The sequence below is a fragment of the Pseudomonas berkeleyensis genome (assembly GCF_014109765.1).
GTDB classification, from domain to species: Bacteria; Pseudomonadota; Gammaproteobacteria; order Pseudomonadales; family Pseudomonadaceae; genus Aquipseudomonas; species Aquipseudomonas berkeleyensis.
The window spans coordinates 3,390,541-3,416,888 of record NZ_CP059139.1; the positions used below are offsets into that span (position 1 = coordinate 3,390,541).

At 61.8% G+C, this 26,348-nt stretch carries 24 protein-coding genes and 1 pseudogene; 16 read left to right on the plus strand and 9 right to left on the minus strand.

Translation table 11 applies throughout. The annotated features are described in order from the left end of the window. Nucleotide 1: 1 nt before the first annotated feature. Nucleotides 2-316 carry a hypothetical protein gene (locus HS968_RS15745; RefSeq protein ID WP_182367036.1) on the minus strand — a complete coding sequence of 105 codons (315 nt, stop codon included), beginning with the start codon at nt 314-316 and terminating at the stop codon, nt 2-4. Nucleotides 317-442: 126 nt separating this feature from the next. On the opposite strand from HS968_RS15745, the pseudogene HS968_RS15750 reads away from it, so the two are divergent. Both HS968_RS15750 and HS968_RS15755 read left to right on the plus strand, forming a co-directional pair. After that, nucleotides 443-742: pseudogene (locus HS968_RS15750) on the plus strand (YajD family HNH nuclease); the annotation flags it as partial. Between the two features lie 47 nt (nt 743-789). Continuing rightward, on the plus strand, nt 790-1,260 hold the full coding sequence (locus HS968_RS15755; protein WP_106740020.1) for an RNA methyltransferase: 471 nt from the start codon (nt 790-792) through the stop codon (nt 1,258-1,260). 34 nt (nt 1,261-1,294) lie between these two features. Here the strand turns inward: HS968_RS15755 and HS968_RS15760 are convergent, their stop codons facing one another. The 3 genes from HS968_RS15760 to HS968_RS15770 all read right to left on the minus strand — a co-directional run bounded on the left by HS968_RS15760 (nt 1,295) and on the right by HS968_RS15770 (nt 3,980). Then, nucleotides 1,295-2,533, minus strand: a complete 1,239-nt coding sequence (locus HS968_RS15760; RefSeq protein ID WP_407681633.1) for a hypothetical protein — start codon at nt 2,531-2,533, stop codon at nt 1,295-1,297. A gap of 101 nt (nt 2,534-2,634) precedes the next feature. After that, nucleotides 2,635-3,084 (minus strand): YcgN family cysteine cluster protein, encoded by a 450-nt coding sequence (locus HS968_RS15765; RefSeq protein ID WP_182367038.1) that lies wholly within the window; start codon nt 3,082-3,084, stop codon nt 2,635-2,637. Between the two features lie 128 nt (nt 3,085-3,212). After that, nucleotides 3,213-3,980 (minus strand): GntR family transcriptional regulator, encoded by a 768-nt coding sequence (locus tag HS968_RS15770; protein WP_182367040.1) that lies wholly within the window; start codon nt 3,978-3,980, stop codon nt 3,213-3,215. Nucleotides 3,981-4,574: 594 nt separating this feature from the next. Here HS968_RS15770 and HS968_RS15775 point away from each other — a divergent pair. Beyond that, the gene (locus tag HS968_RS15775) at nt 4,575-5,915 is read left to right on the plus strand and encodes an NCS2 family permease (RefSeq protein ID WP_182367042.1); all 1,341 of its coding nucleotides are present in this window, start codon (nt 4,575-4,577) and stop codon (nt 5,913-5,915) included. A gap of 551 nt (nt 5,916-6,466) precedes the next feature. On the opposite strand, the gene uraH is transcribed toward HS968_RS15775, so the two are convergent. Next, nucleotides 6,467-6,820 carry a hydroxyisourate hydrolase gene (uraH, locus tag HS968_RS15780; protein WP_179624625.1) on the minus strand — a complete coding sequence of 118 codons (354 nt, stop codon included), beginning with the start codon at nt 6,818-6,820 and terminating at the stop codon, nt 6,467-6,469. A gap of 402 nt (nt 6,821-7,222) precedes the next feature. Here uraH and puuE point away from each other — a divergent pair, with 402 nt between their 5' ends. From puuE to HS968_RS15815, 7 genes are all read left to right on the plus strand, one after another. Continuing rightward, nucleotides 7,223-8,149, plus strand: coding sequence for an allantoinase PuuE (gene puuE / locus HS968_RS15785; RefSeq protein ID WP_119691736.1), 927 nt, complete (start codon nt 7,223-7,225; stop codon nt 8,147-8,149). Nucleotides 8,150-8,163: 14 nt separating this feature from the next. Further along, complete coding sequence (gene uraD, locus HS968_RS15790) at nt 8,164-8,679, plus strand: 2-oxo-4-hydroxy-4-carboxy-5-ureidoimidazoline decarboxylase (protein WP_182367044.1); 516 nt, start codon at nt 8,164-8,166, stop codon at nt 8,677-8,679. A 42-nt stretch (nt 8,680-8,721) separates the two neighbouring features. Next, nucleotides 8,722-9,225, plus strand: coding sequence for an ureidoglycolate lyase (locus HS968_RS15795; protein WP_106740001.1), 504 nt, complete (start codon nt 8,722-8,724; stop codon nt 9,223-9,225). A 47-nt stretch (nt 9,226-9,272) separates the two neighbouring features. Beyond that, nucleotides 9,273-10,562, plus strand: coding sequence for a urate hydroxylase PuuD (locus tag HS968_RS15800; protein ID WP_182367047.1), 1,290 nt, complete (start codon nt 9,273-9,275; stop codon nt 10,560-10,562). Nucleotides 10,563-10,814: 252 nt separating this feature from the next. Beyond that, entirely contained in the window at nt 10,815-12,314 is a 1,500-nt protein-coding gene (locus HS968_RS15805) for a uracil-xanthine permease family protein (RefSeq protein WP_182367049.1), read from the plus strand. 76 nt (nt 12,315-12,390) lie between these two features. Beyond that, on the plus strand, nt 12,391-13,251 hold the full coding sequence (locus HS968_RS15810; protein ID WP_182367051.1) for an outer membrane protein OmpK: 861 nt from the start codon (nt 12,391-12,393) through the stop codon (nt 13,249-13,251). A gap of 433 nt (nt 13,252-13,684) precedes the next feature. After that, a complete protein-coding gene (locus HS968_RS15815) occupies nt 13,685-15,151 on the plus strand; it encodes an NCS1 family nucleobase:cation symporter-1 (RefSeq protein WP_106739992.1) in 1,467 nt (488 codons plus the stop codon). A 5-nt stretch (nt 15,152-15,156) separates the two neighbouring features. Here the strand turns inward: HS968_RS15815 and HS968_RS15820 are convergent, their stop codons facing one another. Together HS968_RS15820 and moaA are read right to left on the minus strand one after the other, a co-directional pair. Continuing rightward, entirely contained in the window at nt 15,157-15,996 is an 840-nt protein-coding gene (locus HS968_RS15820; protein ID WP_182367053.1) for a transporter substrate-binding domain-containing protein, read from the minus strand. Nucleotides 15,997-16,036: 40 nt separating this feature from the next. Then, nucleotides 16,037-17,032, minus strand: coding sequence for a GTP 3',8-cyclase MoaA (gene moaA / locus HS968_RS15825; protein WP_182367055.1), 996 nt, complete (start codon nt 17,030-17,032; stop codon nt 16,037-16,039). A gap of 213 nt (nt 17,033-17,245) precedes the next feature. Here moaA and HS968_RS15830 point away from each other — a divergent pair, with 213 nt between their 5' ends. Then, a complete protein-coding gene (locus HS968_RS15830) occupies nt 17,246-17,890 on the plus strand; it encodes a TetR/AcrR family transcriptional regulator (protein ID WP_119691744.1) in 645 nt (214 codons plus the stop codon). A 212-nt stretch (nt 17,891-18,102) separates the two neighbouring features. Here the strand turns inward: HS968_RS15830 and HS968_RS15835 are convergent, their stop codons facing one another. Beyond that, nucleotides 18,103-18,537 (minus strand): GlcG/HbpS family heme-binding protein, encoded by a 435-nt coding sequence (locus tag HS968_RS15835; RefSeq protein WP_182367057.1) that lies wholly within the window; start codon nt 18,535-18,537, stop codon nt 18,103-18,105. 176 nt (nt 18,538-18,713) lie between these two features. After that, the gene (locus tag HS968_RS15840; RefSeq protein WP_182367058.1) at nt 18,714-19,628 is read right to left on the minus strand and encodes a LysR family transcriptional regulator; all 915 of its coding nucleotides are present in this window, start codon (nt 19,626-19,628) and stop codon (nt 18,714-18,716) included. 108 nt (nt 19,629-19,736) lie between these two features. Between HS968_RS15840 and gcl the strand changes: the two genes are divergently transcribed. The 5 genes from gcl (at nt 19,737) to pyk (ending at nt 26,324) form a co-directional block, all read left to right on the plus strand. Further along, nucleotides 19,737-21,512: a glyoxylate carboligase gene (gcl, locus tag HS968_RS15845; protein ID WP_182367060.1), complete on the plus strand. Its 1,776-nt coding sequence runs from the start codon at nt 19,737-19,739 to the stop codon at nt 21,510-21,512. A 131-nt stretch (nt 21,513-21,643) separates the two neighbouring features. Beyond that, the gene (gene hyi / locus HS968_RS15850; protein WP_182367062.1) at nt 21,644-22,426 is read left to right on the plus strand and encodes a hydroxypyruvate isomerase; all 783 of its coding nucleotides are present in this window, start codon (nt 21,644-21,646) and stop codon (nt 22,424-22,426) included. Nucleotides 22,427-22,542: 116 nt separating this feature from the next. After that, entirely contained in the window at nt 22,543-23,433 is an 891-nt protein-coding gene (locus HS968_RS15855; protein WP_182367064.1) for a 2-hydroxy-3-oxopropionate reductase, read from the plus strand. A gap of 204 nt (nt 23,434-23,637) precedes the next feature. Then, the gene (locus HS968_RS15860) at nt 23,638-24,912 is read left to right on the plus strand and encodes a glycerate kinase type-2 family protein (protein ID WP_182367066.1); all 1,275 of its coding nucleotides are present in this window, start codon (nt 23,638-23,640) and stop codon (nt 24,910-24,912) included. Beyond that, complete coding sequence (gene pyk / locus HS968_RS15865) at nt 24,909-26,324, plus strand: pyruvate kinase (protein WP_182367068.1); 1,416 nt, start codon at nt 24,909-24,911, stop codon at nt 26,322-26,324. Before HS968_RS15860 ends, pyk begins: the two co-directional genes overlap by 4 nt. The last annotated feature ends 24 nt before the right edge of the window (nt 26,325-26,348 follow it).

The following is a 26,348-nucleotide window of genomic DNA, read 5'->3' on the forward strand; positions in this document are numbered from 1 at the left end:
ATCAGTCCTGCTTGCGCTGTCCATCCAGCCCCTGGCTGTTGCGGCGCAACTGTTGATCCAGTTGCGGAATCGGCTGATCGCCAGTGGATTTCGGCGCAGCCCCAGAGGGCGTTTGTCCCTGGGGCGGTGGCAAGAGGGGCGCCGATCCCTGGCGCTTGATCGTATTGGGCGTGGACGGCTGGCCGTAAGGCTGTGGCGTCGCAGTGCCCGGCGCACCTGCTCCAGGCGTGGACGGCATGCGCATCGGCTCCTGAGCCCAGGCCAGAGTGCCAAGGCTGGAGGTCAGAATCATCACGGCAAGCAGAGGGAAGCGCATGACATATCTCCTGTGCAGCTGGCTTTCGTTCTATTCTGGCAACATATCCAGTCAAGCGTTCACCTTCAGATAACAGGTTCTGTCATGAGCACCAGCAACAACCGCTACTACCTGTCCGCCCAGGCCGAAGAAGGCTACCGGCAGAAAGCGCTGAAAATGTACCCCCATGTCTGCGGCCGCTGCGCCCGCGAGTTCTCTGGCAAGCGCCTGAGCGAACTGACCGTGCATCATCGCGACCACAACCACCACAACAACCCGGCGGATGGCTCCAACTGGGAGCTGCTGTGCCTGTTCTGTCATGACAACGAACACTCGCGCTACACCGACCAGCAGTATTTCGCCGAAGGCTCCACCGCCAGCCCTCAGTCTGCCAAATCGACCTACAAGGCCTTTGGCGATCTGGCCAGCCTGCTGAAAAAGGACTAGGGCCTGGCAGTCAGCGCCGTATAATCGGATCTTTTGCGAGCGCCACCGTGGCCAACAAGAGATACGCCTGCATCGGCCTGTTCAATCCGAAATCACCGGAAAATGTCGGTTCCATCATGCGTGCGGCGGGCTGCTATGGCGTCAGCTCGGTGTTCTACACCGGCACCCGCTACGACCGCGCCAAGGATTTCATCACCGACACCAAGAAGGTTCACCAGGATATCCCGCTGATCAACATCGATGATCTGCGCAAGATCCTGCCGCTGGGCTGTACACCGGTGGCGGTGGAGCTGGTCGATGACGCCCGCGCTCTGCCCGCCTACACCCATCCCGACCGGGCGCTGTACATCTTCGGCCCGGAAGACGGCTCGCTGCAGCAGGAGATACTCGACTGGTGTGGCGGTGAAGTGGTGTACATCCCGACCCAGGGCTGCATGAACCTCGCCGCCACGGTCAATGTGGTGCTCTATGACCGCCTGGCCAAAGGTAACAACACCCGCTCCGGCCCCTTGTTCTGACTCGAACCGCTGGATAGGGGCCGGAGCGGTAGGCTCAACGCAGCAAACGCGTATCCAGCGTCTTCGACGGCCCACCGATGACATTCTCGGTGATGTCGATGAAGTCCTTGGTGCTGACCTTGTCCAGGCGCATGAGCCCGCGGGTGACGTCGTCCAAGGACATATTTCCCTTTTCCTTGGTCTTCTGCCGAATCTCCCGATCCAGCTCCTGCAACAACAGCACGGCCCGCGCAGTAACCGGGCCACTGGCGTTGTCGGTACGCAGGCTGTTGACCGGTTTGCTCCAGCGAATCAGTTGTTCACGGATCTTCTGATAGCGATCCTCGCTGATACCGCCCGCACGGCGCACCAGCTCGATGGCGTAGTACTCGGCCAGCCCCTCGGCGATCCAGTCACTGCGGTCGCGCCCATAAATACGACCGAACACATGCACCAGCTCATGCACCAGCGAACTGGTGCCGTTCTCGCTCACCAGCGGCCGATCCGCATGCATGAAATAGGAGTTGGAGGCAGACAGGCCACCGCGCCACATCGGATCCCCCGCACCAACGATCAACAGCTTGTCCGGGTCACGCGGGAACACCTGCTGCATCTGCGGCCAGACGAAGGTGAGGAAGGTCATCACGTCCATACGCCGCATACCCTCGCCCACCGGTGCGGCAATCGCCACCTCGGTGTCGCCCAGGCGAGTGCGGCGGGTACCCAGCTTGCCTGCTAACATCCAGCCGGTGGGACGATCGAACTTGCGCTGCGGGTTGTCGATGCGAAAGCGATTCTTACCGATACGCGGCCAGCCGGTCTCCACGCTCTTCCAGCCCTGGGGCAATTCGAACTGCAGACGCGCTACCAGATCGGTCTTGTCCACCTGGTCGAGCACAGCGGCCGGCACCAGGTCGTCACCACGGAACAGCGCCCAATCCGGGGTCATGCGGGCGTCAAAACGCCCAGGCTTGCGCTCATGATCGATCTGCACGCGGTAGCTCAGTGTGCTCTTGCCCTTGGCGGGCTGCCACTTGCCACGTCCCGGCGCTTCCTCCGACCACTGGCCGTCGGCCTTGAAGTCGCTGTAACGACCCTGCTCGCCCAGGTTGAAATCCAGGCTACGGATACGTTCACCTTTTTCCACGGTGATGCTGACCTCGGCCTGAGCGCTCTCGGGCAGGAAGCGCACCTGGTAATCCAGGTCGACCTTCTGCGTCGCCGCCCAGGTCGGCAGGCTGAGGCTCAACAACAGTAGAGACGAATACAGAGGCAAACGAGACAAAGGCAGCATGCAGGGCTCCTGATGCGAATAGGCAATTGGCCATAAGACAGCCGCGCTACGGGGCAATTCCGTGGGCGATCAACAGATTTGCCACGAAGCCGTGGCGTGAATCAACCCGCGCGAAAAATCAGATGCTCTTCCCAGTCCTCCTCGGCCACGCTGTTTTCACTGAGCATGCGACCCGACTGGGAGATGCGTTCGGCGTGCACGGCGTCCGGGTCGCCACTGACCAGGTGGTGCCAGGACGGCAGATCCTTGCCCTCGCTGACCAGACGATAGGCACAGGTCGGCGGCAGCCACTGGAACTGATCCGCCTGCGCTGGCGTGAGCTGGATGCAATCGGGCACGTGCTGGAAACGGTTGGCGTAGTCACTGCAGCGACAGCTGTTGAGGTCGAGCAGCTTGCAGGCGATACGCGTGTAGTACACGGCGCCGTCGTCCTCGTCTTCGAGCTTCTGCAGGCAGCACAGCCCGCAGCCGTCGCACAGCGACTCCCACTCGCGCTGATCGAGCTGAGCGAGCGTCTTGTGTTTCCAGAAAGGTTCGACTTGAGCGGCCATGGAAGCAGTATGGACTCGACGGAGAAAAAGCGCGGCAGTCTAGCCTGAGCGATCAGCGCGGCCAAGCAGGCAGCGCTGCAATGAAAAAGCCCGATGCACAGGCACCGGGCTTTTCGGCCTTCCCGTAATCAGCGGTTGGCGGCGCTGCGCCCTGGTTTCTTCTTGGACTGCAGCAGGTGCGAGAACACCGCATGCAGGTCATCCGAGGCGCTTTCCTCGTCCAGGTTCAGCTTGCTGTCGATGTGATCCATGTGATGCATCATCAGTTGTACCGCACGCTCGGCATCGCGCGCCTCGATGGCATCGATCAACTGGTTGTGCTCGTCGTAGGAACAGTGCGAACGGCCACCGCTTTCGTACTGGGCGATGATCAACGAAGTCTGCGAAACCAGGCTGCGCTGGAAACTCACCAGCGGCGCATTGCGTGCGGCCTCGGCCAGCTTGAGGTGGAACTCGCCGGAAAGACGGATACCGGCGCCGCGATCACCGCGAGAGAAGCTGTCCTGCTCGTCACGCACCATCTGGCGCAGCTCGGCCAGTTGCTCGGCGGTGGCATGCTGCACAGCCAGTTCGGTGATGGCACGCTCGACCAGGCGACGCGCATAGAAGATCTGCCGGGCTTCATCGACGCTGGGGCTGGCCACCACTGCCCCCCGGTTCGGGCGCAACAGGACAACGCCCTCGTGGGCCAGGCGCGAGAGCGCACGGCGGATGATTGTACGGCTGACGCCGAAGATCTCACCCAGCGCTTCTTCGCTCAACTTGGTGCCAGGTGCCAGGCGCTGCTCGAGAATGGCATCGAAGATGTGGGCGTATACGACATCATCCTGAGTCCCGCTACGGCTGCTTTTGCCAGTACGCGGCTGCTTCTTGAGGGGCTGCAATTGATCGTTCATTCTGGCTCGCGTCAATGAGAGTCGCCGACACTGCGACTCTACTGTGTTCTACCCGGTGGCTGACAAGCTCCGAGAAGAAAAACTTCGGGAAAAATTGGATTGATTGTACACAAACCAATCGTTCACTACACCTGTAGTTGTCTGACGTCGTAGCTGAGTCTGCAAGAAACCTCCTCACTGAACCCAGCCACCACTCAAACCCTTTCCTTATATAAGCAGTACTTCTCAGGCCAATATTGGATAAACACTCCAGATACCCCATCTGGGGCGTGTTTCAGCGCTTTACCCGCCATCTGCGCGAAAATTCAGCATCTATCTGTTTTAAAAGCCTTTTTAATAAAAACCGAGCGACGATTGTCGTCAAATCCGCGCATTTTCGTGGCGAGAATCGCCCAGAGTGCGATTTCCGCAACAGTGAAAACATTAATTGCATTTTTTGTATACAACAGCATAATCGCGCTCGAGTGACTTCTTGACCGCTCGGTCAACAACTTAGCCAGGAAGCACCGCAAAAACACCGCCTGCCTCAGAGAGCCATTGTCCTTGCGCAACGCTCTGGGCGGTACACAACAAGAGAGATGAGGAGTACCCGCTGTGGAAAGCGTCAAACAAGAACAACACGCGACTCAACTGGAAAGAGCCGGCCTACTCGACCGCTTCTTCAAATTGACCGAGCACCGCACCAGCATCAAGACCGAGCTGCTGGCCGGCCTGACGACCTTCGTCACCATGGCCTACATCATCTTCGTCAACCCCAACATCATGGCCAGCGCCGGCATCGACCACGGAGCGGCTTTCGTCGCCACCTGCCTCGCCGCGGCTGTCGCCAGCATCCTCATGGGTCTGTACGCCAACTGGCCGGTGGGCCTGGCTCCGGGCATGGGGCTCAACGCTTTCTTCACCTACACCGTCGTCGGCGAGATGGGTTACAGCTGGGAAGTGGCACTGGGTGCGGTGTTCATCGCCGGCTTGCTGTTCATGATTCTCAGCCTGTCGCGCATTCGCGAGTGGTTGCTCAACAGCATCCCCACCAGCCTGCGCTTCGCCATGGGTGCGGGGGTCGGCCTGTTCCTCGGCCTGATCGGCCTGAAGACAGCCGGTATCGTCGTCGATAGCCCGGCCACCCTGTTGACCATGGGTTCCTTCCAGCAACCTGCCACCCTGCTGGCAGCAGTCTGCTTCCTGGCCATCTGCGTGCTCAGCCACCGCAATGTGTTCGGCGCCATCCTCATCAGCATGCTCGGTGTCACCGCTATCGGCTGGGCACTGGGCCTGGTGGAGTACAGCGGCGTGATCTCGATGCCGCCGAGCCTCGAACCCACCTTCCTCGCGCTGGACATCACCGGCGCGCTGGAGGTGGGCATGATCAGCGTGATTCTGGCTTTCCTCTTCGTGAACATGTTCGACACCGCCGGCACCCTGATGGGCGTCGCCCATCGCGCCAACCTGGTGGATGAGAATGGCCATATCAAGGATCTGTCCAAGGCGCTGAAAGTGGACAGCACCGCCGGCGCATTCGGCGCGGTGGTAGGTTGCCCCCCGGTAACCAGCTACGTCGAGAGCGCCTCGGGCGTTGCCGCAGGCGGCCGCACCGGCCTGACCGCAGTGACCGTTGGCGTGCTGTTCCTGGTGGCGATGTTCTTCGCCCCGCTGGCCGGCATGATTCCGGCGTATGCCACCGCTGGCGCGCTGATCTACGTGGCGATGCTGATGATGAGCGGCATGGCGCACATCGACTGGAAGGATCACACCGATACCATCCCAGCCATCGTTACCGTGGTGATGATGCCGCTGACCTTCTCCATCGCCAATGGCATCGCCCTGGGCTTCCTTACCTACGCCACGCTGAAGCTGCTGACCGGCCAGCGCGACAAGGTATCGCTGAGCCTGTACCTGCTGTGCATCATCTTCATCGCCAAGTTCGCTTTCCTCTGACGACAAGCTGCATGCGCTGATCGAGACCCCGGCCGCGTGCCGGGGTTTTCGTTTGATCCATCAATGCCAGACAGAGGGGCCACCTGGATGTAATCCGCAGCCATGCCGCCGCCCTGCCCCGGATTGCATCCGGGCTACGTCGACGTACATCGGTAGGGCGCGCCATGCGCACCGAATCCGCACGCAGCACCATGGGATTCATCAGACCCGGTGCGCGCGGCGCACCCTACATGCCCATGCCTCGCTCTTGGCCAACGGACATTTACCGACCCACCTCCGGATTGCATCCGGGTTACGCTGGCGTTCGTCGGTAGGGTGCGCCGTGCGCACAGAGTCGGCACGCGACATCGCGGGATTCATCCAACATGGTGCGCGCGGCGCACCATACAGCCCTGACATCAGAACCGTCGCTCACCCATGCGGCAACCTCGGGCAGAACTTGGCCCTGGCAAAACACCCGCATAAAAAAGCCCGCAGTGTGAGCGGGCATAGGGACTCAAACGAGTCTGAGGGTGACAAGCATTCGTCTGGCGGGCAGCGCCACTATCGCTTCAGCTACCGCGATAGGTGGAATAGCTGTAGGGGGAAATCAGTAGCGGTACGTGGTAGTGCTCCTGCCCGGCATCGATGCCAAAACGCAGTACCACCACGTCGAGAAAAGCCGGTTCCGGCAAGCTGACACCGCGAGCACGGTAGTAGTCGCCAGCGTGGAAATGCAATTGATAGACACCACTGCGGTAGTCATCGCCCTGTAACACCGGCGCATCGCAACGGCCATCGTGGTTGGTCGCAACGGTGTTGATCAGCTCCAGCTGCGCGCCTTCGACGCGATACAGCTCGACCTTGATGCCACTCCCCGGACAGCCGTGCGCGGCATCCAGTACATGTGTAGTCAAACGTCCCATGGCTCTCGGGCATCCGTCACGACCAACGGCCTGCGAATACCGCACCTCCTCTGCTCTGTTGAAATCGGCTCGTTGCAGTGCTCCAACGCTTGGGCAGGATAGCACGCGAGGTGAATATAAAACATTTAACGCTAAAATTGTACACAATAAAATCGACGAAGATCATGCAAATGGCTTCACCTTCACCAATCCGAACCACTCCACAGCACAATAGGCAAGCCTGTAGAACGCCAGATAGCTGACCAATCAGGCAAGTTTCTTGCTTGGTTCAACAAAGAAGGGAATGACGAAATTCAGATTTACAAACGACAACTAACTTTGTATACAATTAGCCATCCAGGTCGCGCAGCCATCGATTTCAGGACGCGCAAAGACCGCAACATTCCAGATAGGAAGACTGCAGTGAACGCTGATTACCCACGTGACTTGATCGGCTACGGCGCACACCCACCTCATCCGCACTGGCCGGGCGATGCCCGCGTCGCCTTGTCCTTCGTGCTCAATTACGAAGAAGGCGGTGAGCGCAACATTCTCCATGGCGACAAGGAGTCCGAAGCGTTTCTGTCCGAGATGGTCGCCGCTCAGCCACTGCAGGGCCAGCGCAACCTGTGCATGGAGTCGCTCTACGAATATGGCAGCCGCGCCGGCGTATGGCGCCTGCTCAACCTGTTCAAGCAGTACGACATTCCGCTGACCGTCTTCGCCGTGGCCATGGCCGCGCAGCGCCACCCCGAGGTGATTCGCGAAATGGTCGCCGCCGGCCACGAGATCTGCAGCCACGGCTACCGCTGGATCGATTACCAGAACACCGACGAAGCCACCGAGCGCGAGCACATGCTCGAGGCCATCCGCATCCTCACCGAGCTGACCGGCGAACGCCCGCTGGGCTGGTACACCGGCCGCCTGGGGCCGAATACCCGACGCATCGTGCGCGAGGAAGGTGGCTTCCTCTACGACTCCGACACCTATGACGACGACCTGCCTTACTGGGATCCGGCCAGCACGCCGGAAAAACCGCATCTGGTGATCCCCTACACCCTGGACACCAATGACATGCGCTTCACCCAGGTGCAGGGTTTCAACAAGGGCGACGACTTCTTCGAATACCTCAAGGATGCCTTCGACGTGCTCTACGCAGAAGGTAAAGCCGGCGCGCCGAAGATGTTGTCGATCGGCATGCACTGCCGCTTGCTGGGCCGCCCCGCTCGCCTGGCCTCGCTGGCGCGCTTCCTCGAATACGTGAAGAGCCACGACAAGGTCTGGTGTGCCCGCCGCGTCGACATTGCCAAGCACTGGCACGCCACTCACCCCTTCCGCGCGACCGAATGACAAGAGAGCCGCCCATGAGCCGTTTCCAGACCCTGACGCCCTCCCAACTGAGCCGCGACGCATTCGTCGCAGCCTTCGCCGATATCTACGAGCACTCGCCGTGGGTCGCCGAGAAAGCCTACGACCTAGGCCTGGACAGCTCCATCGATGAAATCGAGACGCTGCAGCAGCGCATGGCCGACATCCTCCTGTCCGTCAGCCATGATGCGCAGTTGGCACTGATCAATGCGCACCCGGATCTGGCCGGCAAGGCTGCCGTACGTGGTGAACTGACCGCCTCCAGCACCGCCGAGCAATCCGGCGCCGGTATCCACGAATGCAGCGCCGAGGAGTTCGCCCGCTTCACCGAACTCAACGATGCCTACAAGGCCAAGTTCGGCTTCCCCTTCATCAAGGCGGTCAAGGGCAGCAATCGCCATCAGATCCTGGCAGCCTTCGAGGAACGCATTCACAACACGCCGGAGCAGGAGTTCCAGACCGCCCTGGCCGAGATCAACAAGATCGCGATGTTCCGCCTGCAGCAACTGTAAGCGCTGCAGCCTCCCCTCTCTAACAGAACAAGTAGAACAGCCATGCGTAGCCTGACCATCGAGCCCCTGAGCAAAGAAGCCTTCGCCCCCTTCGGTGACGTGATCGAAACCGAGAACAGCGAGTTCTTCATGATCAACAACGGTTCCACCCGCCGCTATCACAAGCTGGCCACCGTGGAGACCGCACAGCCGGAGGACAAGGCCATCATCAGCATCTTCAGCGCCGAATCGCTGCAGATGCCGTTGACCATCCGCATGCTGGAACGCCATCCGCTGGGCAGCCAGGCTTTCATCCCGCTGCTCGGCAACCCCTTTCTGATCGTGGTCGCGCCAGTTGGCGATGTACCTGTATCAGGTTCCGTCCGTGCCTTCCTCAGCAATGGTAGGCAGGGCGTCAATTACCATCGCGGCGTCTGGCACCACCCGGTGCTGACGATCGAAAAGCGGGATGACTTCCTGGTGGTTGATCGCAGTGGTTCCGGCAACAACTGCGATGAGCATTTCTTCAATGAGGACGAGCTTCTTCTCCTCGAACCCCACCAATAAGAGAAGCCCGGGGCTGGCGTGCCTCCCCCGGGAAAGAGGTACAGATCGTGGAAGCACATTTCACCGAATGGCTAAACCTGGGCATCCGCTGGATCCATATGATCACCGGCATCGCCTGGATCGGCGCATCCTTCTATTTCGTCTGGCTGGAGAACAACCTCAACCGTAGCAACCCACGCGAGGGCCTGTCGGGCGACCTCTGGGCGATTCACGGCGGCGGTATCTACCACCTGGAAAAGTACAAGCTGGCTCCGCCGAAAATGCCGGAGAACCTGCACTGGTTCAAATGGGAGGCCTACTTCACCTGGCTGTCGGGCGTCGCCCTGTTGCTGGTGGTGTACTACCTCAACCCCAGCCTTTACCTGATCAAGCCAGGCGTCGAGCTGGCCCCTGCAATGGGTATCGCCATTGGCCTGGGTTCGATGCTCGCCGGTTACGTGATCTATCACGTTCTCTGCGACTCGCCACTGGGCAAGCGCCCCGCCCTGCTCGGCGCCGTGCTGTTCGTGCTGATCATCGCCGCGGCCTATGGCTTCAGCCTGATCTTCAGCGGCCGCGCGGCCTACATCCATGTCGGCGCCATCATCGGCACGATCATGGTCGGCAACGTGTTCTTCACCATCATGCCGGCCCAGCGTGCGCTGGTTAAGGCGATCGAGACCAACACCACGCCCGATCCGCTGCTGCCGGCCAAGGGCCTACTGCGCTCGCGGCACAACAACTACTTCACCCTGCCGGTGCTGTTCATCATGATCAGCAACCACTTCCCGAGCACCTATGGCAGCCAGTACAACTGGCTGGTCCTGGCGGGCATCGCGATCCTGGCGGTGCTGGTGCGTCACTACTTCAACACGCGCCACGACAGCAACAAGTTCGTCTGGACACTGCCAGCCGCCGCGCTAGGCATGATCTGCCTGGCTTATGTCACCTCCCCGGCAAGCCGTGCACCAGCGGCCATTCCGGTCGCCGCTGTGGAGCAACCGGCCAGCACAAACACAGCCCAGGTCGAAACGAGCAATGAAGCGACCCCGACCGAGCCCGTCGCCAGTGAGGCTGCAGCCCCTGCTGCAGGCAATGCTGATTTCGCCAAGGTGGAAAGTGTGATCCATGAGCGCTGCACCGTGTGCCACTCGGTCACCCCGAGCAGCCCGATGTTCAGCGCCCCGCCTGCCGGCTTCATGCTCGACACGCCCGAGCAGATGAAGGCCCAGGCCGCGAAGATTCATGCGCAGACCGTGGCCAGCCAGATCATGCCGCTGGGCAACATCACCCAGATGACCCAGGACGAACGCGACCTGATCGGTAGCTGGATCGCCAAAGGCGCTCAGATCAACTGATTGCCACACATGCCGCGCCCCACGAAGACGCGGCATCTTTTTACAAGGACGGCACACGGATGCCGTCAAAAGCCGCCGGCAGTGTGAACTGACCGGCGGCTTATTTTTTGTGCACAATCTTCAAATAAATTGTTTTTAACCCTGTTGCCAAGTTGTTATAGTCGCCACATCTTGACCGAGTGGACAGGTTTCATTCGCTCAGGGCAGAGGTGCCGTGAAGCCTCGTGTAAGCCCATGACCGTATAAAAACAAATGGCAGGCTATGACATGACTACCGACCGCAACGCCCCAGCTACGCCCAGCGTCCGCAACGAACTGATCTATCAACTGGACGACACTCCCGCCTTCCTCCCCGCTGTGTTCGCCGCGTTGCAACATGTGCTGGCCAGCTTCGTCGCCATCATCACTCCTACCCTGATCGTCGGCAGCGTGCTCGGCTTGGGCGCTCACGTGCCCTATCTGGTCAGCATGGCGCTGTTCGTCTCCGGCCTCGGCACCTTCGTCCAGGCCAAGCGCATCGGCCCGGTCGGCTCCGGCCTGCTCTGCCTGCAGGGCACCAGCTTCGGTTTTCTCAGCGTGATCCTCAGCGCCGGTTTCATCGTCAAGGGCCGTGGTGGCAGCGAGGAGGAGATTCTCTCGACCATCTTCGGCGTGTGCTTCTGCGCCGCCTTCGTCGAGATTTTCTTCAGCCAATTCATTGGCAAGCTGCGCAAGGTGATCACTCCGGTGGTCACTGGCACCATCATCTGCTTGATGGGTTTGTCACTGATCAAGGTCGGTATGACCGACTTCGCCGGCGGCTACGGAGCCGAGGATCTGGGCGCACTGCACCATCTGGCACTCGGCGCCCTGGTACTGCTGACCATCGTCGTGCTCAACCGCTCCTCGTCGCAGATGCTGCGCCTGTCTGCCGTGATCGTGGCCCTGACGCTGGGCTTCGCCGTGGCTTGGCTGACCGGTCGAGTGGATTTCAGCGAGATGGCCGAGGTGCCGCTGATCAGCGTGCCACAGCCATTCAAGTACGGCTTCAGCTTCGACCTGGTGGCGTTCATTCCGATTGCGGTGATCTTCCTCATCACTCCGCTGGAAACCGCGGGCGACCTGACCGCCAACTCGATCATCTCCAAACAACCGGTCAAAGGCCCGCTGTACATGCGCCGGATCAAGTCCGGAGTGCTGGCTGATGGCTGCAACTCGGCGATGGCGGCGATGTTCAACAGCCTGCCGATGACCACCTTCAGCCAGAACAACGGGGTGATTCAGCTCACCGGCGTGGCCAGCCGCCATGTCGCACTGTACATCGCTGCGATCCTCGTCCTGCTCGGGCTGTTCCCCATGGTCGGTGCAGTGCTGCAACTGATGCCCAAACCGGTATTGGGCGGCGCCACCCTGATCATGTTCGGCACCGTGGCGGTGGCCGGCATAAAGATTCTCACCGAAGCCGGCCTGCATCGCCGCAACATGCTCATCGTCTCCATTTCCCTGGGCCTGGGGCTCGGCGTGGCAGCAGTGCCCGAAGCACTGGCGCAGATGCCGGAGATGCTGCGCAACATCCTCGGTTCGCCGATTGCCATCGGCGCCTTCAGCGCCATCGCGTTGAACGTTTTCCTGCCAGAAGAGCCCGTGGCCGAAGATGACTACGACCCTGAGGCGCACCTGCACACCGTGCTGCAGAACCGCCAGGACGACGCCTGCGAAGACAGCCTGAACACCCTCAGTCGCGACCTCGACCCAGCGCCACGCTCGAACTGACCCCAGTCTTAACCGAACACTCCCGGCGGCATGCCGCCGGGAGCAGACGCCTGCACCTCAACAACAAGGAAAATCCATGAAACTCAAGCATCTGCCTCACTGCCTGGCCCTCGCCTGTGGGCTTGGCGCCGCCCAGCTGAGCCTCGCCGGCGACCTGCTTTTCTGGCAGGACAACAGCCTGTCGTATCTGTATGGCGAGAACTTCCAGCGCATGAACTTCAATGGCGAAGAGCAGCGCACCCAGACCACCTTCACCTTCGAGCACGCCAGCGGCTGGGCCTGGGGCGATATCTTCTACTTCCTCGACTACATCCGCGCCGACAACACGCAGACCCGCGGCAGCTTCGATAACGGCAGCTTCCGCCAGCACGACAAGGACTCCTTCTACTACATGGAGTTTTCTCCGCGCGTGAGCCTGAGCTGGCTGACCGGGCAGAAGCTGGCCGCTGGCCCGATCAAGGATGTCTTCGCCGCCTTCACCTACGAGAAAGGCAATGGCGGCCCGGGCCCGGAAAACTACCTGTACGGCATCGGCCTGGACTGGGACGTCCCCGGCTTCACCTTCTTCAAGACCAACCTGTACCAGGTGAAGATCAACAACCACACCTTCTTCGCCGACGCGGGCAACAACGGCTACGCCACCCAGCTGACCGTCAGCGCGGCGTACCCGTTCAGCATCGGTGATCAGGACTTTCTGGTCGACGGTTTCGTCGACTGGCGCTCACCGTCTCGCGATGCAGGCACCCAGACCTCGGTTGGCTCCTCGATCCAGGTCAAGTGGGATGCGGGCAAGGCGCTGTTCGGCAAGGAGCGCCAGCTCTATGTCGGCACCGAAGTGAACATGTGGCGCGCCAAGTACGGGGTCAAGCCAGTGGACGGCTCGGACGATCGCTTCGACCAGACCGCCGTACAGGCCCTGGTCAAGTACCACTTCTGATCACGCATCACGAATCGCTGCATGACGTCGGATAGGGATGTCATGCCGAGCAAGGGGCAATGACGGTTTCGTCATTGCCCCTTTTCTTTGGGTTCACACCTCGGCAGAGGGTGCCTACTCAGATCGCGATAACGCCCCAGACGAGTGCGCAACGCTTCGTGACGGTGCAGAAATTCGTCACTACAAGCACGAATTTGACCTAAAGGTCAATATTTTGCACCCAATAAAACAACATTTTTGTATCCAAAACGGCATTCAACCATGTTCAAGACACGATTTTATGTGTACAAAGCCAACAGGCTCCTATCCAGATCACTGTTGAAAAAGCTGTATACACAGATTGATTCAACAATCGTCGACAACTTGGAATGGAACCTGCAGACAAATCTCTTCACAGGCTTAGCGGCCACACAACAACATTCGAGAGCTGTCCATGTCCAACGCCGAAGACTTCCACATCAAGCACATCGACCCCTCGTTGCATAACGAGGATCTCGCGCCACTCGCCCCGGAGAAACGCAAATGGGGCTGGTTCGAAATCTTCAACGTCTGGACCAACGACATCCAGAGTCTGTTCGGCTACACCCTGGCCGCCACCCTGTTCATCTCTTACGGCCTCAATGGCTGGGCGGTACTGGCCGGCATCGTGCTGTCGGGCTTCATCGTCATGGGACTGGTACAACTGACCGGCAAGCCGAGCGTCAAGTACGGCATTCCGTTCCCGGTCATGGCCCGCTCGAGCATGGGCGTGCGCGGCGCCAACTTCCCCGCCGTGGTACGCGGTATCGTGGCGATCTTCTGGTACGGCGTGCAGACCTACTTCGCCTCCACGGCAGTAGCGCTGCTGATCACCGCCCTCGCCGGCCCGGGTTCGGAGGCCAAGTTCCTCGGCCTGACCGCCGTAGGCTGGATTTCCTACATCATCGTCTGCGTGTTCCAGGTCGCGCTGTTCATGCGTGGCATCGACTGGGTGGCCAAGTTCCTCAACTTCGCTGGCCCCGTGGTGTACCTGGTGATGATCGCGCTGATGGGCATGATCTGGTACAAGGCCGGCCCCGACCTGCTCGGCGAGCTGGGCAACATCTTCCGTGGCACCGGTGAATATGCCGGCGGCCCCATTGCAGCCTTCTTCGCCGTGGTCGGCACCATGGTCGCCTACTTCGCAGCCGTGGTGATCAATTACGGCGACTTCTCGCGCTTCGTGAAAAGCCACAAGCACATGACTGCCGGTAACTTCTTCGGCCTACCGGTCAGCCTGACCTTCTTCTCCATCATCGCCCTGATCATCACCGCTGGCACCGTGGTGGTATTCGGCGAAACCCTGACCAACCCGACCGAGATCGTCGCCCGCGTCGATAACCTGGCTCTGACCATCATCGCCGCGCTGACTTTCTTCGTCGCCACGGTGAGCATCAACCTGGTGGCCAACTTCATCCCGCCAGCCTACGACATTGCCAACCTGGCACCGGGCCGCATCAGCGCCCGAACCGGCGGCATGATCACCGCAGCCATCGCCTTTTTCATCGGCGCACTGTGGGTGTCGTTCATCAGCAATATGGGCATCGCCGCCTTCGTCGATACCCTGGGTGCGATCCTGGCGCCGCTGTACGGCATCATGGTGGCCGACTACTACCTGATCCGCCGCCAGCACCTGAACGTGCAGCATCTGTTCAGCGCCGAACCGGGCTCGACCTACTATTTCAACGGTGGCTGGAACCGCAAGGCGATGATCGCCTTCGGCGTGGCCTCGGTGTTCTCGGTCGCCTCGGTGTGGATGCCAGGCCTCAGCCAACTGGCTGGCTACGGCTGGATTCTCGGCGCCCTGCTCGGCGCTGCCCTGCACTATGGCCTGATGCGCAACCACGCCAGTGCCTTGCAGCGCGCCAACGCCGCTGCCTGATCGGGTCAATCGCTAATCGAAACCGGCGCCCTGGCGCCGGTTTTGGCTTTCTGGCGTTCAAGAAAATCCACCTTCCAGCGCTCCACGCCGATGTATTCGCTGTCCAGGTTGGCCTCTACCCCGTGCCTGACCTTCAGCGCTGCCACCTGCTGCGCGCGCTCGCCAAGGAAGCGGTCAAAGCGTGCCAGCACTTCGGGATAAGCGCTGCTCGACAGGTGGAAAGTACCGCGGGTATGCGGCAACGTCGGGTCGAATACCAGGGCACCTGGCCGGGCGCGGATGTTGTCGAGGTAATAAGTCGCCACCACCACGTTGAAGTAGGCGCCATCGCTTTCCTTCCTCAGTGCCTGACGAATCATCTGCCGCAGATCCTCGTTGTAGCGTGGCTGCACGGCCCCACTGGCAATGCGCTCCTCGTAGCCACGAGGCGTCCAGCCCTGCACCAGTGCCAGATGGCGAATGTTCTCCGACGCCTGGCCCTGGCGATCGGGTGCCACCAACACACCATCCACGTAGTCGACCACTGCCTGGCTGTAATGCAGCGTCATGCCAGCCTTCTGCGTCTGCGCCCAGAGCGGACTGTCCGGGTACTTGAAGTCGATCTCGCCACGCTGCAGCGCCGGTAACAACTGATCGACCGGCAGTGCCTTGTAACTCAGGCTCAGACCACTGTCGGCCGCGAAGGCATCGAGCAGCTCACGGGCGAACCCCTGATAGCGGCCCTGAGCATCGAGGCTGTAATGCGGCGCGAATGACAGAGCCTCGACACCGACTACCAGCGTCTGGGCACTGGCCAGCGGGGTCAGCAAAACGGCAGATAACAGACACAGTCGAGCCTGCTGCATACGAGCACTTCCTTTTATTGTTGTATGGATACGCGGGTGATCAGCCGCCGGTCATGCTCATGAAGCGCACCACCTGCACCTGCTCATCGGTCGCGAAGTGATGCCGCTCGGGCTTGAGGCGTAACGCGCCGATCAGCGCCTGACGCAAGCGCTCGTCATCGCCGGGATGAGCGCGCAGCAGACGCTTGAGATCCAACGCATCGTCGTGACCGAGACAGAGCACCAGCTTGCCCTCGGCAGTGACCCGCACCCGGTTGCAGTCACCACAGAAGTTGTGGCTGTGCGGCGAGATGAAACCAATCTGGGTCTGCGTACCGGCCACCTGCCAATAGCGGGACGGTCCACCAGTGACCTTGCTGCTGCGCACCAGCGCATGTCGCTGCTCGATGCGCTGACGCACCTCATCACTGGAGCAGAAGGTCAGTTGCCGCTCGTGGCTGACCACGCTGCCCAGTGGCATCTCCTCGATGAAGCTGATGTCCAGCCCACGCTCGATGGCGAATTCGACCAGATCGAGCACCTCATCATCATTACGACCGCTCTGCACCACGCTGTTGAGCTTGATTCGTTCGAAACCGGCGGCGCGCGCCGCCTCGATGCCAGCCAGCACCTGATCGAGCTTGTCGCGCCGGGCAAAGGCGGCAAAGCGTTCGCGTTGCAGGGAATCCAGGCTGATATTCAGGCGCCGCACGCCTGCCGCGCGCAGGGGCGCTGCCATCTCTGCCAATTGCGAGCCGTTGGTGGTGATTGCCAGATCCTCCAACTCCTCGCGGCCGCCCAGACGCTGCAGCAGGCTCAGCAGGTTCTTGCGCACCAGCGGCTCACCCCCGGTGATACGGATGCGCCGTACACCCAGCCCGATGAAGGCATCGGCCACGGCGTAGAGTTCTTCCAGGCTGAGAATCTGCTGACGCGGCGCGAACTGCATGTCTTCGCTCATGCAGTAGGTGCAGCGAAAATCGCAGCGATCGGTCACCGACAAACGCAGGTAGGTGATGCGCCGGCCGAACGGGTCGACGAGCTGATGGGTATTCACGGCAGGTCTCCTGGAGCGTCGCGCGCCAAGACTTTTTTGTCATGGATAAGGCTGCGAAGGATAAAAACAGAAAAGCATTTTTTTGTATACATAAATCTGACCTCAAGGTCAGATAGACGCTGTGCAGCCCGTGGCCACTGGCTTGAGCCCTGCGCGAAGCCGGTGCTACCATGCCCGACCGCCGCCCGGCGGCCGAGAAAAACACAGGGCCTTATGACCAGCATACGCGAGCGTAACAAAGAGCTCATTCTCCGCGCAGCCAGCGAAGAGTTCGCCGACAAGGGCTTCGCCGCCACCAAGACCAGTGACATTGCGGCCAAGGCAGGCCTGCCCAAGCCCAACGTCTACTACTACTTCAAGTCCAAGGAAAACCTCTACCGCGAGGTATTGGAAAGCATCATCGAGCCTCTGCTGGCCGCCTCTTCACCCTTCAACCAGCCGGGCCACCCGAGCGACGTGCTGACCGCCTACATCCGCTCGAAGATCCGCATCTCCCGCGAGCTGCCGCATGCCTCCAAGGTGTTCGCCAGCGAGATCATGCACGGTGCGCCGCACCTGTCGCCGGAGCAAACCGAACAGCTCAATGCCCAGGCCAAGCACAACATCGCCTGCATCCAGCGCTGGGTCGATCAGGGCCTGATGGCGAAAGTCGACCCGCATCACCTGCTGTTCAGCATCTGGGCCGCAACCCAGACCTACGCCGACTTCGACTGGCAGATCTCCATCGTCACCGGCAAGACCACCCTCGATGACGCCGACTACGAAGCCGCCGCGCAGACCATCATCCGCCTGGTGCTCAAAGGCTGCGAAGTCAGTCCAGCGCCGTCGACCGCATCCGAACTGGTGACCAGCGCCTAAACGCCGACGCCTGCGCGAGGTCATCGACCTACGTCTATCCCATAGGGTGCGCCGTGCGCACCACGGTCAAGAGCCGTTTCGGAGGTCGCAGGATAGTTCGCTGGTTACCGACCCACCGCCCTGGTGGGTGCAAAAAGCGACATCCACCCTACCCCGACTCAAAGACGGCGAAGTCAGCCGGTGCGCACGGCGCACCCTACTCCCACGACGCCCTACGCCCCTGCGTCGGCCTGCAGGCCCAGCGACTCCAGCGCACTGACTGCACACTGCTCATCGATATCCGAGGTATCACCAGTGATGCCGACGGCCCCAATCACATCGCCGCGCTCGTCGCGAATCAACACGCCACCCGGTGCCGGCACCAGGCTGCCCTGAGCCAGGTTGTTGACCGCCCCGATGAACGCCGGGCGCTGCTGCGCATCGCTGGCGATCAAGCGCGAGCCCTTGCCCAGTGCCAATGCGCCCCAGGCCTTGCCGATGGCGATCTGCGGACGCAGCAGACTGGCGCCGTCCTCACGTTGCAGGCTGATCAGATGGCCGCCGGCATCCAGCACCGCGACGGTCAGCGGTGCGGCAGATCGGTCACGCCCCGCCGCCAGGGCATTGAGTGTGATGTGCAAAGCGATGTTCAGGTTAAGGCTACTCACAGAGGCGATCTCCAAAACTGCAGAAAAGGCATCCACGCACACAGGTGCACGGCATCAGAAAACGCCCTATGAAATAGCCGAACAGAAAGCGGATTACAATCATTGAGCACAATTAAAATAAATTTTGTGCACAAAAAATAAAATCAAATAACTCAATCAAAGTATCGAATAAACGCTCAGACGTTGCGTGCCTCCCAGTAGCCCGGCGTGTTGTAGATACCCTTCAGATAATCGATGAAGAAGCGCACCTTGGCCGGCAGATAACGCTGCTGCGGGTACACCGCCTGAATGTCGTAGGCCGGCAGAGCGTATTCGTCGAGCACCGTCACCAGCTCACCGGCCTTGAGCTCGGCCTGGATCTCCCAGGTGGAGCGCCAGCCAATCCCCAGCCCCTGCTTGACCCAGTTGTAGAGCAGTTCGCCATCGTTGCAGTCGAGGTTGCCGGCGACCTTCACCGCCACCTGCCGACCTTCACGCAGGAACGTCCAGCCGCGCTGCTGGCCGCCCTGCATGTTGAACGCCAGGCAGTTGTGCCGCACCAGGTCGTCCGGTGTGCGCGGCACGCCGTACAGCTCGAAATAGCTCGGTGCCCCGCAGACCACGCGGCGATTGGGAAACAGCTTGAGCGCCACATAGTTGGGGTCGGTAACCTCACCGATACGAATGCCCATGTCGTAACCCTGACGCACCAGGTCGACCACGCTGTCGGTGAAGTTGAACGACAGCTTGAGATCGGGGTAGCGCGCCAGAAACGCCGGCGCATGGGGCGCGATATGGCGCCGGCCGAACGCCGCCGGTGCAGAAACCACCAGATGCCCGCGTACCGACTTGCCCCCGCGAGCGACGCTGGCATCCGCCTCGTCGAAGTCCTTGAGCAGGCTGCGGGCACGCTCCAGGTACTGCTCGCCAAGGTCGGTCAGCTGCAGCCCGCGCGTGGAGCGATGCATCAGCTTGACGCCCAGGTGTTGCTCCAGCGCATCCAGCCGCCGGCCCATCACCACGGGGGTCACACCTTCACTGAGAGCGGCCGAGGCGAAGCTGCCGTTGTCGGCCACCAGAACGAAACTACGGATAAGGGTATGACGATCCATTCGATACTCCAGATATCGACAGAACTGAAGTATCCATCAATTCCCCCGCTTTCGCCCAGCCGTCATCCTGACCTCAACAGAAAAACAACCGACTCGAGAGGAATGGCCATGGCCAGAATGAGAGCAATCGAGGCCGCCGTACTGGTGATGCGCCGTGAAGGCGTTGATACCGCATTCGGCGTCCCCGGCGCTGCCATCAACCCCCTGTATGCCGCACTGAAGAAACTCGGTGGCATCGATCACGTCCTGGCCCGTCACGTCGAAGGCGCTTCGCACATGGCCGAGGGTTACACCCGCACCAATGCCGGCAACATCGGCGTGTGCATCGGCACCTCCGGCCCTGCCGGCACCGACATGGTCACCGGCCTGTACTCGGCGTCCGCCGACTCCATCCCGATTCTGTGCATCACCGGCCAGGCACCACGTGCGCGTATGCACAAGGAAGATTTCCAGGCCGTCGACATCACCAGCATCGTCGGCCCGGTCACCAAGTGGGCAACCACCGTGATGGAACCCGGCCAGGTGCCGCGCGCGTTCCAGCGCGCCTTCCATGAAATGCGCAGCGGTCGTCCCGGCCCGGTGCTGATCGACCTGCCGTTCGACGTGCAGATGGCCGAAATCGAATTCGACATCGATGCCTACGAGCCGCTGCCGGTGGCCAAGCCGACCACCTCCCGCGTCCAGGCCGAAAAGGCCATCGCCTTGCTCAACGAGGCCGAGCGCCCGCTGCTAGTCGCTGGCGGCGGCATCTTCAATGCCGATGCGACAGACAAGCTGGTCGAATTTGCCGAGCTTACCGGCGTACCGGTAGTGCCAACCCTTATGGGCTGGGGCGCGATTCCCGATGATCACAGACTGATGGTCGGTATGGTCGGCCTGCAGACCTCGCACCGCTACGGCAACGCCACCCTGCTCGCCTCCGACCTGGTGTTCGGCATCGGCAACCGCTGGGCCAACCGCCACACCGGTTCGGTGGACGTGTACACCGAAGGCCGCAAGTTCATCCACGTCGACATCGAACCGACGCAGATCGGCCGCGTGTTCAACCCGGATCTGGGCATCGCCTCCGACGCCGGCAGCGCACTGGATGCCTTCCTTCAGGTCGCCCGCGAATGGAAAGCCGCCGGCAAGCTGAAAGACCGCAGCACCTGGGTCGAAGCCTGTCGCGAGCGCAAGCGCACCCTGCAACGCAAGACCCACTTCGACAACGTGCCGGCCAAGCCGCAGCGCGTGTACGAGGAAATGAACGAAGCCTTCGGCAAGGACACCTGCTACGTCAGCACCATCGGTCTGTCGCAGATCGCCGGCGCGCAGTTCCTGCACGTGTACAAGCCGCGTCACTGGATCAACTGCGGCCAGGCCGGCCCGCTGGGCTGGACCATTCCGGCTGCCCTCGGTGTGGTCAAGGCCGACCCGCAGCGTCAGGTCGTGGCGCTGTCCGGCGACTACGACTTCCAGTTCATGATCGAAGAGCTGGCTGTGGGTGCGCAGTTCAACCTGCCGTACATCCACGTGCTGGTGAACAACTCCTACCTGGGCCTGATCCGTCAGGCGCAGCGCGGCTTCGACATCGATTACTGCGTACAGCTGGCGTTCGAGAACATCAACGCGCCGGAGCTCAACGGTTATGGCGTCGACCACGTCGCCGTGGTCGAGGGCCTGGGTTGCAAGGCGATCCGCGTGTTCGACCCGAACGAGCTGCAGAACGCCTTTGCCGAAGCCAAGCGCCTGATGGCCGAGCACCGCGTGCCGGTGGTGGTCGAGATCATCCTGGAGCGTGTCACCAACATCTCCATGGGCACCGAGATCAACGCCATCAACGAGTTCGAGGAGCTGGCCGAGCGCGGCGTCGACGCCCCGACCGCCATCGCGTTGCTCGACTGACCCGTAGGGTGCGCCGCGCGTCCCGCTGGTGCGCACGGCGCACCCTACCTCGACGACGTAGCCCGGATGCAATCCGGGAAATACCGCAACACCCCGGATTGCATCCGGGCTACGAAAATAGGAGCGACACCATGCCCCGTTTTGCTGCCAACCTGTCCATGCTGTTCACCGAAGTGGACTTTCTGGATCGTTTCGCCGCCGCTGCCGACGCCGGTTTCAGCGGTGTGGAATACCTCTTCCCCTATGACTTCGCGGCAGAAGAGATCAAGGCTCGCCTCGACGCCAACAAACAGGAACAGGTGCTGTTCAACCTGCCAGCAGGCGACTGGGCCAAGGGCGAGCGTGGCATCGCCTGCCACCCGGATCGCGTCGAGGAATTCCGTGCCGGCGTCGACAAGGCCATCGCCTACGCCAAGGTGCTGGGCAACAAGCAGATCAACTGCCTGGCCGGCATCCGCCCGCAGGGCGCGGACTGCGCCAGCGTGGAAAAGACCTTCGTCGATAATCTGCGCTATGCCGCCGACAAGCTGGCCGGCGCCGGTATCCGCCTGGTCATGGAAGCCATCAACACCCGCGACATCCCCGGCTTCTACCTGAACAACACCAAGCAGGCACTGGAGATTCGCGACAAGGTCGGCAGCACCAACCTGTACCTGCAGTACGACATCTATCACATGCAGATCATGGAAGGTGACCTGGCCCGCACGGTTGAAAGCAACCTGGCCGCCATCAATCACGTACAGCTGGCTGACAACCCGGGGCGCAACGAGCCGGGCACTGGCGAGATCAACTACCGCTTCCTCTTCGAGCACCTGGATCGCATCGGCTACCAGGGCTGGATCGGCTGTGAATACAAGCCAGCAACCACCACCACTGCCGGCCTCGGCTGGATGAAAGCACACAACGTGATCTGACGGACTGCACCAATCCGTAGGAGCGGGTTCACCCGCGATGCATGGCACCGGCCTCGACGGTGTTCGCGGATAAATCCGCTCCTACAGGCTCACCACTTACAACGAGGTTATCTCTCATGGCTAAAATCGGATTCATCGGCACCGGCATCATGGGCAAACCCATGGCGCAGAACCTGCAGAAAGCCGGCCACACCCTGTTCCTTTCCGAACACCATGACCCGGCCCCGGCCGATCTGGTTGCAGCCGGTGCCATCGCCCTGGCCAACCCAAAGGAAGTCGCTCAGGAAGCCGAGTTCATCATCGTCATGGTGCCGGACACCCCGCAGGTCGAAGACGTGCTGTTCCGTGCTGACGGCGTTGCCGCAGGCGTTGGCGCCGGCAAGGTAGTGATCGACATGAGCTCGATCTCCCCCACCGCTACCAAGACCTTCGCCGAGAAGATCAAGGCCACTGGCGCTGCCTACCTCGACGCACCGGTGTCCGGCGGTGAAGTCGGGGCCAAGGCCGCGACCCTGTCGATCATGGTCGGTGGCTGCCCGAACGCCTTCGAGCGCGCCCTGCCGCTGTTCCAGGCCATGGGCAAGAACATCACCCGCGTCGGTGGCAACGGTGACGGCCAGACGGCCAAGGTAGCCAACCAGATCATCGTCGCACTGAACATCCAGGCGGTGGCCGAAGCCCTGCTGTTCGCCGCCAGGAACGGCGCCGATCCAGCCAAGGTGCGTGAGGCGCTGATGGGCGGTTTCGCCGGTTCGAAGATTCTCGAAGTACACGGCGAGCGCATGATCAAGGGCACCTTCGACCCAGGCTTCCGTATCAGCCTGCACCAGAAGGACCTCAACCTGGCGCTGTCCGGTGCACGCGAGCTGGGCCTGAACCTGCCCAACACCGCCAACGCCCAGCAGGTCTTCAGCACCTGCGCAGCCCTCGGCGGCAGCGGCTGGGATCACTCCGCCCTGATCAAGGGTCTGGAGCACATGGCCAATTTCAATATCCGCGGCGAGTAACGAGGCGGTGCGCGCAGCGCACCCTACGCGGTATCGCGAACCGTAGGGTGCGCCGTGCGCACCGAACAAGCCAACTCCCCGGTACCCTTTCGACCTTCCTGGCAGGAGGTGTCACGGCCCGATTGCCAGGTTGGTCGATTCCACTCCCCAGGCGCTGCCACGCGGCGCCTGCGGACTGGAATCGATCTGCAAGAGAACATCACCATGAACCTCGACCCGCAACGCCTGCTGCGCGACCTGTTCGCAACCGCCATCGCTGCCGCACATCCGCGCCAGGTGCTGGCCGATCATCTGCCTGCCGACCGCAGCGGCCGCGTCATCGTCATCGGCGCCGGCAAGGCCGCAGCAGCCATGGCCGAGGTGATCGAGCAGGAGTGGCAAGGCGAAGTCAGCGGCCTGGTGGTGACCCGCTACGATCACGGCGCCGACTGCAAGAAGATCGAAGTGGTAGAAGCTGCCCACCCAGTGCCGGACGATGCCGGCGAACGCGTCGCCCGCCGCGTGCTGGAGCTGGTGTCGAACCTGGCCGAAGACGACCGAGTGATCTTTCTCCTCTCCGGTGGCGGCTCCTCATTGCTCGCCCTACCGGCCGAAGGCATCAGCCTCCAGGACAAGCAGACGATCAACAAAGCCCTGCTCAAATCCGGCGCCACCATCGGCGAGATGAACTGCGTGCGCAAGCACCTCTCGGCGATCAAGGGTGGCCGCCTGGCCAAGGCCTGCTGGCCGGCCACCGTCTACACCTACGCCATCTCCGACGTGCCCGGTGACGAAGCCACGGTGATTGCCTCCGGCCCCACCGTGGGCGACCCAACCACTTCGGCCGACGCCCTGGCGATTCTCGCCCGCTATGAAATCGACATTCCGGCCAACGTACGCAGCTGGCTGCAAGACCCACGCTCGGAAACGGTCAAGCCCGGCGACCCGGTACTCGCCCGTAGCCACTTCCAATTGATTGCCACCCCGCAGCAGTCGCTCGACGCCGCCGCGGCCAAGGCCGAAGCCGCCGGTTTCCCGGTGCTGATCCTTGGCGACCTGGAAGGCGAGTCGCGCGACGTGGCCAAGGTGCATGCCGGCATTGCCCGCCAGGTGCAGTTGCATGGCCAACCGATCAAGCCACCGTGCGTGATCCTCTCAGGCGGCGAAACCACCGTCACCGTACGCGGCAAGGGCCGTGGCGGGCGTAATGCCGAATTTCTCCTCAGCCTCACCGAAAGCCTCAAGGGCCTGCCCGGCGTCTATGCGCTGGCCGGCGACACCGACGGCATCGACGGCTCCGAGGACAACGCCGGCGCCATCATGACCCCCTACAGCTACGCCCGCGCCGGCATCAAGGGCCTGAGCGCCCGCGACGAACTGGACGACAACAACGGCTATGGCTACTTCGCCGCCCTCGACGAGCTGATCGTCACCGGGCCGACCCGTACCAACGTCAACGATTTCCGCGCCATTCTGATTCTCGAGAAACCTGCCCAATGAACGCCGACAAGAAAGTGAAGATCCTCGCCACCCTCGGGCCGGCGATTCGCGACGCCGCGCATATCCGCCAACTGGTGGAAGCCGGGGTCAACCTGTTCCGCCTCAACTTCAGCCACGGCGAACACGCCGACCATGCTCAACGCTATCAATGGGTGCGCGAGGTAGAGCGTGAACTGAACCAGCCCATCGGCATCCTCATGGATCTGCAGGGGCCGAAGCTGCGCGTGGGCCGCTTCTCCGAAGGCAAGGTGCAGCTGGTCAATGGCCAGAGCCTGCGCCTGGATCTGGACGCCACGCCCGGCGACGCCAGCCGGGTCAACCTGCCCCACCCGGAAATCATCGAGGCCCTGCAACCGGGCATGAGCCTGCTGCTGGATGACGGCCGCCTGCGCCTGAAAGTGACCGCCAAGCAGAATGATGCCGTGATCACCGAAGTGATCGCCGGTGGCGAACTGTCCGACCGCAAGGGCGTCAACGTGCCCGAAGCGGTGCTGCAGCTGTCGCCGCTGACCGAGAAGGATCGCCGCGACCTGAGCTTCGGCCTGGAACTGGGTGTGGACTGGGTGGCGCTGTCCTTCGTGCAACGCCCCGAGGACATCGTCGAAGCCCGCGAGCTGATCGGCGGTAAAGCCTTCCTCATGGCCAAGATCGAGAAACCTTCGGCGGTGACCCACCTGGAGGAAATCGCCAGGCTGTGCGATGCCATCATGGTGGCGCGCGGTGATCTGGGCGTGGAAGTGCCGGCCGAGAACGTGCCGCGTATCCAGAAAGACATCGTGCGCACCTGTCGCCAGCTCGGCCGGCCGGTAGTGGTGGCCACGCAGATGCTCGAATCCATGCGTTTCTCCCCGGCACCGACCCGCGCCGAAGTCACCGACGTGGCCAACGCCGTGGCCGAAGGTGCCGATGCGGTGATGCTGTCGGCCGAGACCGCTTCCGGTGACTACCCACTGGAAACCGTGCAGATGATGAGCAAGATCATCCGCCAGGTGGAGAACGGCCCGGACTACCAGAGCCAGCTCGACGTCGGTCGCCCGCAGGCCGAAGCCACCGCCAGTGACGCCATCAGTTGCGCCATCCGCCGCATCAGCTCGATCCTGCCGGTGGCGGCGCTGGTCAACTACAGCGAATCCGGTGCCAGCAGCCTGCGCGCCTCACGCGAACGCCCCAAGGCGCCGATCCTCAGCCTGACGCCGAGCTTGACCACAGCGCGCCGCCTGACCGTGGCCTGGGGCATCTACTCGGTGGTCAACGAGCGCCTGCGCAAGGTCGAGGAAGTCACCAGCACCGCGCTAGAAATCGCCCAGGCCCAAGGCATGGCCAAGCGCGGCGAAACCGTGGTGATCACCGCCGGCGAACCATTCGGCCAACCCGGCAGCACCAACAGCCTGAGGATCGAAACGCTGCATTGAGCAGCCCCGTATGGTGCGCCGTGC